The following is a 12,145-nucleotide window of genomic DNA, read 5'->3' as shown; positions in this document are numbered from 1 at the left end:
GTTCGATCATCCGGGTGTGAATGGGTGACGACGACTCGAGTAGTTTGCTGTCGCAGTATCCTGCCGGACGGGAGCCATACGACGTCGGTCGCTCGGACGCAGCCGTCTCCGACGGTGAGGCTGCCAGACCGTGACCGGTCGGCGACTCGTTCCGTCCCACGGTGTGTGACTCCGATCGGCGTCGCCCCCAGTCCTTTCCCGCCCGCCGTCGTCTGTCACTCCATGACGCCGGAGGAACGGGCCTTCCTCGAGCGGGCTCGCGTGGGCTCGCTGGCGACTGTCGACGGGAAAGGACGACCGCACGCGGTTCCGATCTGTTTCGCGCTCCTCGAGTCCGCGGCCCGGGCAGACCCGACGGATACGAACGGGCCACAATGCAGCGATACCGACGGGTCTACCGACCGAATCGTCTCGGCGATCGACGAGAAACCGAAATCGACTCGCGAACTTCAGCGCGTTCGCAACGTTCGGGCGACTCCCCGCGTGACGCTGCTCGTCGACCGCTACCGCGAGAACTGGTCCCGACTCGCGTGGGTGCAGGTTCGCGGCCGTGCGCGCGTTCTCGAGCCAGGGGCGACCGCCGACGCATCGAGACACGCTGCCGCCGTAAGCGCGCTCGAGTCCAAATACGACCAGTACGCGACCCACGATCTCGACGAGCGCCGCGTCATCTCGATCCGCATCGATCGAACCGTCTCGTGGGGCGCGCTCGAGGCTGCTGAAACGAGCGGCGAGGATCGGGGCCGTCGGCCGTGAATCACTCGTCGATCAGCGACCGCTCGGCATTGGCGGCAATGAGGAACGAGCCCACCACCACGGCGACGGTCGTGACCAGCGGGTTCACGAGCCCGAGGACGGCCGGCGGAATCGCGATCGCGTTGTAGACGAATGCGAGCCCGAGATTTTGCCGCAGTCGACCCCGCGCGGCCCGCGCCAGCGCGAACGCTCGGTCGACCGCCGCCAGGTCGTCGTCGACGATCGCGACGTCGGCCGCGTCGGCGGCGAGTGCCGTCCCACTGCCCAGTGAGATCCCGAGATCGGCCGCCGCGAGGGCGGGCGCGTCGTTCGTCCCGTCGCCGACCATCGCCACCCGGTTGTCAGCTCTCATCCGCTCGACTGCCGCCGTCTTCCCGTCCGGCGAGACGCCGGCGAAGACGTGATCGACGCCCGGATGCCGGTCGAAGACGTCGGCTGCCGTCCCGTCGTCGCCGGTCAGGACCACGACGTCGATCCCCGCGTCGTCCAGCGCCGTGATCGTCTCATTCCATGCCTCGCGGGGCTCGTCGCCGACGACGACGAGCCCCTCCGCCGCCCCGTCTCGCCCGACAACGACCGGGAGTCGGCCGGCCTCGCGCGCTCGCTCGAGTCGCGCCGCGAGGTCGTCGTCGATGGTCCACCCGCGCTCCCGGAAGAGGTCGGGGTGGCCGACCAACACCTGGTTGCCGTCGACGCGGCCCTCGACGCCGGTGGCGTGGGTGTGGAACTCCTGGACCGCTGGCTCGCCGGCCGCAGCCGTCCCGCCGTCCGTGCGAGTGCCGCCATCGTCGCCCCAGTCGAACGCCTCGACGATCGCCGTCGCCGCCGGATGGGCTGCGCGCTGTTCGAGTGCGGCGGCGGCTGTCAGCAGCTCGTCGGGCGCGTCGGCCTCGAGGACGGACATCTCGCCGGTCGTCAGCGTGCCGGTCTTATCGAAGACGACGACGTCGACCGCGCGCAGGCGCTCGAAGACCGTCTCGTCGAAGACGACGATACCGCGCTCGAGCGCTTCCTCGAGACTCGTCGCGACGGAGTACGGCGTCGCGAACCCGAGCGCCCACGGACTGACGACCATGAGGCTCATGAGGGCAGCCAACGCGGTCGTCAGTGCACTTGCGCCGAGAAGGAGCGAGCCCACGCCGACGACGACGGGAGCCGCGAGGACGACCGGCGCGAGTCGCGCCGCGAGTTCGTCGGCCCGGCGCGTGACGCCGTGGTCCGCGCTCTGGACGTTCCAGACGACTCGCATGAGCCGGTCGATACTGCTCGTCGTCCGCTCGCCGACATCGACGATCGCCGCGTCGGTCGTGACGATCGAGCCGCCGACCACTTCGTCGCCCTCGCGTTTCGTGACCGGGAGGGACTCGCCGGTGACCACGGCCTCGTCGACCGCACACTCGCCCTCAGCCAGCCGACCGTCGACGGGGATGCGCTCGCCCTCCCGGACGAGGACCTGATCGCCAGACTCGAGGTCGGCGACGGGGATCTCCGTCGTCGAGCCGTCGTCGGCGTAGTAGCGAGCCGTATCGACCTGTGAGACGGTGAGGTCGGTCAGCCGATCTGTCGCGCGGCGCTTGACTGTCGCCTCGTAGTAGGTCGCGCCCATCACGACCGACGCGACGACGATCGTCAAGTCGAAGTAAATAGCGCTCCGCCCGAGCCCGGAGACGATGATGCTGAAGACGTACGCGCTGACGATCGTCAGCGCCGCAAGCAGGTCCGTGGTCGGTCGCCGGAGTTTGAGACTGATGTACGCGCCCCGGAGGAGGGGGCCGCCGGTCAGATAGAGGATCGCCCCGGTCATGATCAGAAATAGCGGCAGGTACAGCGGGCCGCTGAATCCGGTGAAGGCGCCCTCGAAGTGCGAGATCGCGCCCCAGTTGGTAAACTCGGTCAGGTACATCGGGTAGAAGACGGCCACGAACGGCAACAGCAGGAACGAGCCGAAGACGATCCCCACGATGTAGCGCATCTCGAGCATGTCCTCCGAGCGGCGCTTCCGAATGCCGGTCATCTCCCGCGAGCGCCGCGTGCCGCCGGTCTCGTCGTCGGCAGTCGCCTCCTCCCGGAGATAGGCCGTGTAGCCGACCGTGCTCAGCGCGTCCTCGAGGTCGGCCGCCGAGACCCGGTCCGGATCGTGGTCGACCCGGATCGTCTCGGTGACGTAACTCGCCTCGGCCTCGGTGACACCCTCGCGGTCCTCGGCGACGGCCTCGAGGAACGCCTCGCAGGTCGCCGAGTGCATCCCGTCGACCCGGAGGAACGTACGGACGGTGTCCGAGTCGTCCGCGGCCCCTCGTCGGGTGGCCGTCTGCTCTCCGTCGGGTCCGGTTTCGGGGTGGGCGTCGGCTCCGCGCACGCCTTGTGCGTCCTCGTCATCGCTCGGGCCGAACTCGGCGGCAACGTCCCGACAGCCGGTCGAACAGAACTCGCTCGCCGGCCGCTCGTCGGCACTCCTCGAAAGGGGCGTCCCACACAGTCGACACCGGTCGAACTGGTCGTCGCCCGCGCGTCGATCGCTCACGCTAGCGACTGTGAGTTCGACGGCAATAACAGTGATCGATTTCTCGGCGCACCCGCGACACGTCGTGTGGCCCGCCGGCACTGACAGACAGGCGGTCGTCTCAGGTCGTATCTAGCTCGAGACGCGAGAACGTCCACGTCGCGGCCGAACTCGACTCGACGTCGATCTCGTCCGCGAGATTCCGTGCGAACAGCGTCCGAGACGTCGGCCGGAGCACCGTCGACAGCGGCGCTTGCGTATCCGGATAGAACCGGAAGCGAAGCGGCGCGGGGAGCGTCTCGCCGAAAGCCTCGACGTAGCTCCGGTCCGCGAAGTCATCGAGTGCCGCCACGAGCAGGGACTCGAGCGCCGCCGTGTCGCCATCGAGCGTCCGCGGCAGCGTGTCGACGAGTCGCACGTGATCGTCGGCGCTCGAGACGACCAGCGCAGCCACCGGCTCGCCGTCACGGCGTGCGACGTAGCTCGTGTACGTCTGGGCGGGGTTGTCGAACCGCCAGCGGTAGAACGCCGCCGTTCGGTTCGCGTGGATCGTATCGGGAATCGACCGTCGATAGACTGCTGCGAGGGTGTCGGCCGGCGGCGGTGTCGCACGCTCGATCTCGAGGGCGGCTTCGGAATCGACGATCAGCCGGTCACCGAGCCGGTGGGTCGCAACGACGACGTCCTGCATCCCGTCGGCGACCGTGCCGGCCACGCCTCTCTCGCCTGCTCGTGAGGGACTCTCCGCTGCGTGCTGCCTGTCAGCGGCCACTCGCTCGAGGACGTTCGCGGGGTTTTGCAGGCGGTAGTACGCCGGAATCGTCCCGATCTCGCGCCAGCCATGCTTGCGATTCCCACGTTTTGAGTGCTCGTTCGGGAAGTTGAAGAAAAACGACGGCGAGCCGTCGGAGTAGCGCTCGATGGCCCGTTCGTTCAGTCGATCGAACAGGCCGCGATTGCGGTGGTCCGGATGGACCATCGTATCACAGGGCTGGAACGCGGGCAACACGGCATCACCGGCGCGCAGCTCCTGTGCGAAAAACGAGCGGAAACCGACGGGGTCGCCGTCGTCGCTGGCCACGATGATCGGGACGTGATCGACGAACGGGTTCTCACGGAACTTCCAGCGAAACCAGTCGGCGCTTCTCTCGCGACCGAACACAGTTTCGTACATCGACAGGAACGTCGCTCGATCGGCCGGGTCGAACGCGCGGACGGAGTATCGCGTCGCCGTTCGTGTAGGTGTACTCATGATCGAGGGCGTCCCACGCCCGAATACAGGGTGGACGGCCTGCTGGAGGGCGTGAGTATTCGATCTCCGCCTGGCGGCGCAATGTCGGTTCGGCCTGAATACGCCGATTTGATTCGTCGACGAACGTCTCGAGGATGTGATAGTCTATCAGGCGATCGGACGCCGGCAGCAATCGACTGTCGGTCGCACGGCGAGCGTCCGTCACCACCGTTCGACGACGGTCCCCTCTTCGCCCACTGCGACCGCTCGGTGGCCGTCGCCGTCGACCGAGACGGCAAGCAGCGGCTCGGGTGCGATCGTGTCGGCTCGGTTCCACTCGGCCACCGCAGTCCGCTCGTGAATCACGCCGTCGGCGTCGCAGGCGATCGTCTCCACCTCACGTCGCGCGATTCCACAGATCGCCTCCTCACCGACGCGTTCGGGCGTCCACGTCGACCCGTCGTAGCGGTGGACGACGCCATCGTCGGCACTCACGAAACAGTCGCCTTCTCCCAGTGTCGCGAGGTTCTCGAGCGTCCCGCTTGCGTCCCCGAGACCGACGCGGGAAAAGGAGTCGCCGCCATCGGTCGTCTCGAAGACGCCATCGTTCGTGTCACAGCAGTAGCCGACCGACGCGTCGGCCAGCGCGACGCCGCTCAGACTCGAGCCGCTCCCGGGCGTGATGGGATCGGCCCACGAAAGTTCGCCGTCGCGATAGCGTCCGCGGAGGACCGCGCCCGAACCGTTGATCAACAGGATCGTCTCGTCGCCGGCCGGCCCGCCGACGGCGACCCCCAGCCAGTTGTCGGTGATCCCCGCGGGTGCCGTGTAATCGGTGTGTCGGCCAGTTGTGACCTCGAGCCGACCCACCGCGCCGCTGTCGCCCGCGACCCAGACGGCCTCGCCATCGGCTGTGGCGTCGACCCCATGGAGGTCCTCGCCCGCGGCAGCCGGTCCGTCCTCGAGAGCGATCGACCACTCACGGGCTGCGCCGTCGGGGGCCGCTCCGGCGAGAACCAGCCCGTCTTCGCCCACTGCGTGGACCGCGCCGGTCGCGGTGACACAAACGTCCCTGAGCGTCGCCTCGGTCGGGGCGTCGACGAGAGTCCAGGTGCCAGCGTGCTCGGGTTCGGGTCTCGTCTCGTCGGCTGGCCGCTCGAGCGGCGCCGCCTCCGCTTCCGTCGGCCTATCGTCGGTCGCCACAGCATCCGCTCGGTCGGTAGCAGTCTCACTGTCGGTTCGATCGGCCGAGGCTCCCCGCAGGTACAATACGATCGGCGGCAGAACGTACGATGCGAGCGCGAGGATGATGAACCCGCGGTGGAAAACCGCCAGCGTCCCGAACGCGGTCATGCCGGCCGCTGCGACCGCGTGCACCCACGTCTGTGCGTAGCGGCGAAAGAACGGGACGAACCCCTCGACGGACGGCGCGTCGTGCGTAGCCATTAGTCGGCCTCGCAGCGTGTACTCACTATCCGACTGCCGAGCAAAAGCGTGCTGCAAGCACGCTGCAACGGCGTGTGGCGGCCGGAGTGCGCTCTCAGAACCCGTGTGGCTCGTCGATCAATACGAGCTGGGACCGATCGTCGACCCGCTCGTACTCCAGGGAGACGAGTTTGTCGACGACGCTGCCCTGCCCGCACACCGCTTCTGCACGGGCGTCCTCGAGCGAATAGGCGAACTCGCGGACGCGCTCGACGGCGGCCACCCAGTCGTCGATCTCTCGAACCCTTCAGCGGCCTCAAGGCCGTCGGTGAAGCCGATCTCCTCGAGCGTCGTGAAGTGGCCGTCCATCACCGCCACGCCGTCGGGGATCTGCTCGCGTGCAGCCTCACCGTCGTCGGCGACGTGGACCGAGATGTTTCGATCCTCGACGTTCGAGACGACCGTCTCGACCGTCTCCTCGTCGGGCCGTCGATCAAAACGCGACTCGTCGAGGTCGTCCGCAAAGTCGGCTTTCGTGTAGTAGTCGTCGCTCATCGCGGTAGTGGCGATTCTACATCCCGCGTGATCAACGGAGAGCGGGCGACTACCGGTGACTACCGCTCGGTCCCGGCGACCGGTGGCGCGCGGGTCTCGAGCGAGATGGTGAGGATGCCGTTGTTGTAGACGGCCTCGCGATCGTCGCCGAAAACGAGGGCGGGCGGGAGGGGTGTGACGGTTCGTTTGACGACACCGTCGTCGCGATCGACCGTGATCCGGAGGCGACGCGCACCGGCCCTGACCGTCACGCCGTCGGCAGGAGTCGGATCGACGTCGACAGTGACGCGAAGCCTGTCAGCGGAGCCGTCGTAAACGATCTGTGTCGGGAACGGAAACGACGCCGTTTCTGGTGGCGAAGCGGGAGACACACAGCCACGTTCCGACGACGGTCGGAAACGTCCCCGCATGTACAGGTGTCCGTTTGATATCGTCGTCTGCTGGACGGCGAAGATTCGACGTGCGGTGGCGCACACTGCGTCGCGGCGGGCCTGCTCCGCCTGTAGTAGCACAGACGAATAGGGAAGTCGGTCCAACGGTTTCACCGGGTGGTCTATTTTCACCAGATAGCTTTATTCTGGGTCTTGGTGCCATACCACATGGTGTTCGTCAATGGCACAAGAATGGACCATCAAAGGCGATTACGTCGAAGCCTGCAACTGCGATGTTGCCTGCCAGTGCGTGTGGATGGAACCACCGGACGATGACGTCTGTACCGTCTCGCTGGCGTGGCATATCAAAGAGGGCAGCTACGGCGACGTCGACCTAAGTGGGGTCGACGTCGGCATGCTCATTTCGACCGCTGAGGGGGTCATGTTCGACCCCGAGACGGAGTGGGACGTCGTGTTGCTCGTCGACGAGACAGCCGACAGCGACCAGCGCGCTGCCATCGAGGACATCTACTTCGGCCGCGCCGGTGGTATCTGGGCGCCCGTCGCAGACACACACGTCCGGTCCGCCGACGTCGCAACCGTTCCAATCAGCTTCTCACGGGACGGGTCGGACTTCGCCGTCGAGATCGGAAATGTCATCGAAATGAACGCGAGCGGCGCGGTCGGGTTCAACGAGGAGGTCGGTACGATCTCGCCCCACCCGCTGACGAAGAGTCTCGAGGTGCAGACCGGCAAGTCGACCACGGCCACCGTCTCCTACGACGACGAATTCACGTGGGATGTTTCGGGGAACAACGCCTACCTTGGGGACTTCGAACTAGCGAACTCCTGAGCAGAGGCGAATAGCGATACAGACGATCTATCATGGGGACACAGGACTCGTTCCGGGATCGAATTACCCGCCGGCGTCTCCCGATTGTCGCGCTTGTCACCTACGTGATCGCGTTGCTCGCGTGGGCGGCGGTCATCGGTCGCTGGTTCCCGATGCCTGGTGGACAGATGGAGATGCAGATGCGCATGTCCGACCCGGGAGCACCGGAGGCGATGGCGCTCTCGAACGGGATGACCGGTATCAGCCTGTACCTTCTCATGTGGGGGGTGATGATGGTCGCCATGATGTATCCGTCGTCGGTCCCGCTCTTCCGGCTGTACGCCGAGACACTCGAGGGGACGACGACGGCGGGGAAAGTAACCCGAGTAGGGGCGTTTATCGGGACGTACGCGCTCGTGTGGACGCTGACGGGAATTGTCCCGCTTGTCGTCAATGCTCTCGTGCCGATTGGTAGCCTCGCGAACGCCCACCGCGGACTGCTGATGGGTGGGTCGTTGCTGCTCTTATCGGGGTATCAGCTCTCACCATACAAATACCGGTGTCTGCGGAATTGCCGATCACCGCTCGGGTTTCTTTTGAGCCATCACCAGCCGGGGGTGCGTGGCGCTGTCCGGATGAGTTGGCAGTTCAGCATCTTCTGCGTTGGCTGTTGTTGGGCGCTGTTCGCGTTCATGGTGATCGTAGGTTCGATGAATATCGTCTGGATGGCGCTCATCGCCGTTGTGCTCTCGCTCGAACGGTCAGTTGCGTGGGGTGAGAAACTGGCACGTGTGGTCGGTATTCTTGCTGCCATCGCCGGAAGTACCGTTCTCCTGATCGCACTGATCTAGGGTTCAGTTTCGACCGTCTCTTTAAATACCGAACCCGTCGTTACAGGTAGCCCAGATCCGCGAGGCGCTCTTTCGTCCCCGCGCGCATTTCGACGTCCGCGTCCGCCGACGCACCCTCCTCCGGCGCGTCAGTCGTCTCGAGCGGCTCGAAGCGCTCCTCGAGTCGCCGCCGAAGTGCCCGCACTCGCTGGGGCTCGTCGTCGCTGATATCCGTCCGCTCGAGCGGATCGGTTCGGACGTCGTGGAGCCGTTCGAAGCCGTCGTCGCCGCGGACGTACTTGTACTCGGCCGTGCGGACTGCCCGTAGGCGCCGATCGAACGCCCGGACGCGCTCGGGAATCTCGCCGAAGCGGGCCTCGAGCCTGTCGATCGAGGGCTGGGGAGCGACGTACTCCGCGAAGATCGCGTCGCGGGCGTCGTCGCTCGAGGCAGGGTGGAGCGACCGGCTCGACCACTGCTCGCGGAGGTCGGGATCGTCGATGCCGGCCGTCTCGAGCAGCGTCGCGGGGAGGTCGAGCAACTGGACGAGGTCGTGGCGTCGCCCGCCGTCGGTGAAGGGACCGCCGTGGGCGACCAGCGGGACGTGAAGCAGCGTGTCGTAGAGGTTGTACTGGTGGCCGAAGAAGCCGTGCTCGCCAACGTGCTCGCCGTGGTCGCCACAGACGACGAACAGGGTGTCCTCCCACTCGCCGGCAGCCTCGAGCGCGGCCCGGAGTTGGCCGAGCTGGTGGTCGACGTAGGCCAGTTCCGCACGGTACAGGCCGCGAAGCATGGCGAACTCGCGGTCGGTGAGGTCGTAGTCCTCGCAGTCGTAGGCGCGGGGGTCCTGCCTGATCGCAGTCGCGTCCTCGTAGCTGGTCCCCTCGGGAAGGAACCGCTCGGCGTACTCCCGCGGAGGGTCGTACTCGACGTGGGGCTCGATGAGGTTACAGAACAGGAAGAAGGGCCGCTCGTCGTCCCGACCGACGAGCCAGTCGGCGATCCAGTCGGTCGCCCGGTCGGCGCCGTCGTCACCGGCTGGCTGCAAAAGTTCGCTGTAGAGGACGTTGGCGGCGTTGACCAGCGGGTTGCCATCGAAGAGTCGGGTTCGCGTCGCTGCGAGCTTCTCTCGGAGATCCTCGCCGCGGACGACCGCACCCATGTCGGCATCGGACTGGATGTACTGCCAGCCTTTGCGAAGGTCGTCGAACCCGCGATCGAAGCCGAACTCCTCGGTGATCCAGGTGTTGTTCGAGACGCCGATCGTCTCGAATCCCGCGTCGGCGAACGCCTCGGGCAGCGTTCGCAGATCGTCGTCGAGATAGGTGTGTCCACCGTGAGTGCCGTGCTCGGAGGGGTACGTCCCGGTGAAAACGGACGCATGAGAGGGCAGCGTCCAGGGCGCGGTTGCAAACGCGTTCTCGAAGGCGGTTCCATCCGCGGCCAGGCCCGTCAGCGTCGGCATCAGTTGCGTGTCGACGCTTTTCGCCCGGGCCGTATCGAGAACGACGAAAACGACGTTCCGCACAGTGCTATGTGACTCGTCGTCACGTCCGTTGCAGTCCGACATAGGTAGGTACTCACGACAGACAAGGAAGGTCATCAGCCCGGAGTATGCAGGGCGGAAACCGAAGAAATCGTCCGTTACTGGAGCGAGAACCGGTGATCTCGGCAGTATGTGATGTCGATCGGCTCCACTCGAGCCGACGACGACCGCACTCGAACGCGGTCGCCGTCGGTCCGCGCTCCGGTACCGGCCGCCGCCGGCGCAGCGGGTAGTCACTTGCCGGTCGAATATTCATCCGGCCGTAGCGCGTACCCCTGACAGCGTTCATATGACTACAGATACCGATCACGACGCGACGGCGGACGTCTCGACGAGCGAGGTCGAGGCCCTCGAGGAACTAGATACGCCGGTCGGGCGGGCCACCTCGATCGTATCCCAGACGCTCGAGAGTGGGACGCTGCCGCTGGTCGGCGGCGGGCTCGTGCTCGCGGCGGCGATCAGGTCGCTGACCGCGAACCGCCCGCGGGCGATCCCGCTCGGCATCGCCGGGGGCGCGCTCGTCGGGCTCGGGCTCCGCAATCGTCGCTCGAGTGGCGAGCCCGAACCCGGCGAGGGCGTCCCGGACGTGGAGGGCGGGACGGCGGGGAAACAGACATCGGACGAGGCCAGCGCCGCCGCCAACCGCGTCGATGCCGGCCGGGTGTCCGAGGTCCAGCCCGACGGCGAGATCGCGGACGAACCCGAACTCGACGAGACGCGGGACGAAGGGTCCGAGGTCGAATTCACCGAAGGGACGGACGACGATCCATCCCGATCCAGACCCGATCTCGGAGCAGCGGAGAAAGACCCGCGACGCGACACCGAGAGCGACGAGGTGGCGGTCGACGTCTCCAACTCGGCCATGGCCGACGAGGAAAGCGAAGCCACGGGCCCGGACCCGCGACAGGCCCAGCCGACCCAGACTGAAGACACGGAACCCGACGAGAGCCCCGCCGAGGACGCCTCGCACATGAAGGCCGATCCGCCGGACGCGGACGAACCCGAGTCGGATCCAGACGAGACGGACACAGCGGACGACGAGGAGTCCGAGGAAAACGAGTAACCTCGAACGCCAGCGGTTCCGAACTACTGCGATCGGACGGGTGATCGCCCGCCGAGACCGCCGACGTGGTCCGAGCGGTACAGGGCCGGTGCCGCGACGAACGCAGCGGCGGCCAGCCCGAGGAGGCCGCTGCCGGCGATCACCGGGGCGGTCCAGTACGTGACTGAGAGAGCGCCGAGCGCGACGACGACGAGAGTGGCGACGGTGGCTCTGGCGGTTAGCGATCGACTGGACCGGATCGGTCCGGCACCGGCCTCGAGGTCACGAACGAGGGCGGCGAGTTGCCAGCCGGCGAACGCGCCCAGTGACGCCCCAAACAACAGGACGGCGTCGGGGTTCGTCCGGGCCGGGACGAGCGAGAGGACTGCGACGACGACGGCGAGCGCGAACCCGATCGTGCCGCGGTGGTCCGGAACGCGCGACAGGAGTACGGCTGCGAGCGCGAGGAACGCCAGCCCGGCGACGACGCCGGCCCCGACATCGACGAGGTAGTGGACGCCGAGCGCGACGCGGGAGAAACTGACGGCCGTGACGATCCCGGCCGCAGCGAGGTACCGCTGTCGGCGCGTCCCCACCGAGAGGTACTCGGCCAGACTCAGATAGACGATCGTCGTCATCAGGGCGTGGCCACTCGGAAAGCCGTAGCCGGTCGCCGTCGCGGTGGCTCGATACAGCGGGTGGACTGCTTCCGGAAGCGCCTCGACTGCCACGAGCACCCGCTCGGGCCGCGAGAGCGCAAAGACGTCTTTCAGTCCCGTGATCAGCGAGAGACCGGCCAGCGTCAGTCCGAGGACGGCTGCGGCCCCGTCCCGTCGAGCCGGCGTCGCCGCCCAGTAGACGGTGCCAACGAGGAGCCCGAGGAACCACACGTCGCCGAGCTGGGTCACCAGTCCGAGGAGGACGACGCTCCATTCGGGGGCGACCGAGCGAAACGAGTCGAACCAGTCGAGTCCTCGAGACATGTCCCAGGCTACGGGCGACGGGATACATAAACGGTTCCGGTGTCGGCATGCCACGTCCGTCGCCGATCGCT

General features: G+C 66.9%; 11 protein-coding genes. 4 read left to right on the top strand and 7 right to left on the bottom strand.

Features of this window, described 5'->3' with window-relative positions:
• Positions 1 to 222: 222 nt before the first annotated feature.
• Entirely contained in the window at positions 223 to 756 is a 534-nt protein-coding gene (locus ACFR99_RS08145; RefSeq protein WP_390286166.1) for a TIGR03668 family PPOX class F420-dependent oxidoreductase, read from the top strand.
• A gap of 1 nt (position 757) precedes the next feature.
• Here ACFR99_RS08145 and ACFR99_RS08140 read toward each other — a convergent pair whose 3' ends face one another.
• The 5 genes from ACFR99_RS08140 to ACFR99_RS08120 form a co-directional block, all read right to left on the bottom strand.
• Entirely contained in the window at positions 758 to 3,280 is a 2,523-nt protein-coding gene (locus ACFR99_RS08140; protein ID WP_390286164.1) for a heavy metal translocating P-type ATPase, read from the bottom strand.
• A 100-nt stretch (positions 3,281 to 3,380) separates the two neighbouring features.
• Positions 3,381 to 4,511 (bottom strand): GNAT family N-acetyltransferase, encoded by a 1,131-nt coding sequence (locus ACFR99_RS08135; RefSeq protein ID WP_390286162.1) that lies wholly within the window; start codon positions 4,509 to 4,511, stop codon positions 3,381 to 3,383.
• 201 nt (positions 4,512 to 4,712) lie between these two features.
• Positions 4,713 to 5,936, bottom strand: coding sequence for a WD40/YVTN/BNR-like repeat-containing protein (locus ACFR99_RS08130; RefSeq protein WP_390286160.1), 1,224 nt, complete (start codon positions 5,934 to 5,936; stop codon positions 4,713 to 4,715).
• Positions 5,937 to 6,053: 117 nt separating this feature from the next.
• Positions 6,054 to 6,470 (bottom strand): hypothetical protein, encoded by a 417-nt coding sequence (locus ACFR99_RS08125; protein ID WP_390286158.1) that lies wholly within the window; start codon positions 6,468 to 6,470, stop codon positions 6,054 to 6,056.
• Positions 6,471 to 6,529: 59 nt separating this feature from the next.
• Positions 6,530 to 6,841 (bottom strand): Hsp20/alpha crystallin family protein, encoded by a 312-nt coding sequence (locus tag ACFR99_RS08120; RefSeq protein WP_390286156.1) that lies wholly within the window; start codon positions 6,839 to 6,841, stop codon positions 6,530 to 6,532.
• Between the two features lie 241 nt (positions 6,842 to 7,082).
• Here ACFR99_RS08120 and ACFR99_RS08115 point away from each other — a divergent pair, with 241 nt between their 5' ends.
• Together ACFR99_RS08115 and ACFR99_RS08110 are read left to right on the top strand one after the other, a co-directional pair.
• On the top strand, positions 7,083 to 7,694 hold the full coding sequence (locus ACFR99_RS08115; protein ID WP_390286154.1) for a DUF1326 domain-containing protein: 612 nt from the start codon (positions 7,083 to 7,085) through the stop codon (positions 7,692 to 7,694).
• 32 nt (positions 7,695 to 7,726) lie between these two features.
• Positions 7,727 to 8,524 (top strand): DUF2182 domain-containing protein, encoded by a 798-nt coding sequence (locus tag ACFR99_RS08110; RefSeq protein WP_390286152.1) that lies wholly within the window; start codon positions 7,727 to 7,729, stop codon positions 8,522 to 8,524.
• Positions 8,525 to 8,564: 40 nt separating this feature from the next.
• On the opposite strand, the gene ACFR99_RS08105 is transcribed toward ACFR99_RS08110, so the two are convergent.
• On the bottom strand, positions 8,565 to 10,073 hold the full coding sequence (locus ACFR99_RS08105; RefSeq protein WP_390286150.1) for a sulfatase: 1,509 nt from the start codon (positions 10,071 to 10,073) through the stop codon (positions 8,565 to 8,567).
• Between the two features lie 265 nt (positions 10,074 to 10,338).
• Here ACFR99_RS08105 and ACFR99_RS08100 point away from each other — a divergent pair, with 265 nt between their 5' ends.
• Positions 10,339 to 11,112 carry a prolipoprotein diacylglyceryl transferase gene (locus tag ACFR99_RS08100; RefSeq protein ID WP_390286148.1) on the top strand — a complete coding sequence of 258 codons (774 nt, stop codon included), beginning with the start codon at positions 10,339 to 10,341 and terminating at the stop codon, positions 11,110 to 11,112.
• 23 nt (positions 11,113 to 11,135) lie between these two features.
• On the opposite strand, the gene ACFR99_RS08095 is transcribed toward ACFR99_RS08100, so the two are convergent.
• Entirely contained in the window at positions 11,136 to 12,074 is a 939-nt protein-coding gene (locus ACFR99_RS08095) for a phosphatase PAP2 family protein (RefSeq protein WP_390286146.1), read from the bottom strand.
• Between the last annotated feature and the right edge of the window lie 71 nt (positions 12,075 to 12,145).

This window comes from Haloarchaeobius amylolyticus (assembly GCF_042678045.1).
Lineage (GTDB): Archaea > Halobacteriota > Halobacteria > Halobacteriales > Natrialbaceae > Natrinema > Natrinema amylolyticus_A.
Note: the sequence above shows the minus strand (reverse complement) of the source record. Positions and strands in the feature narration are given on the sequence as shown.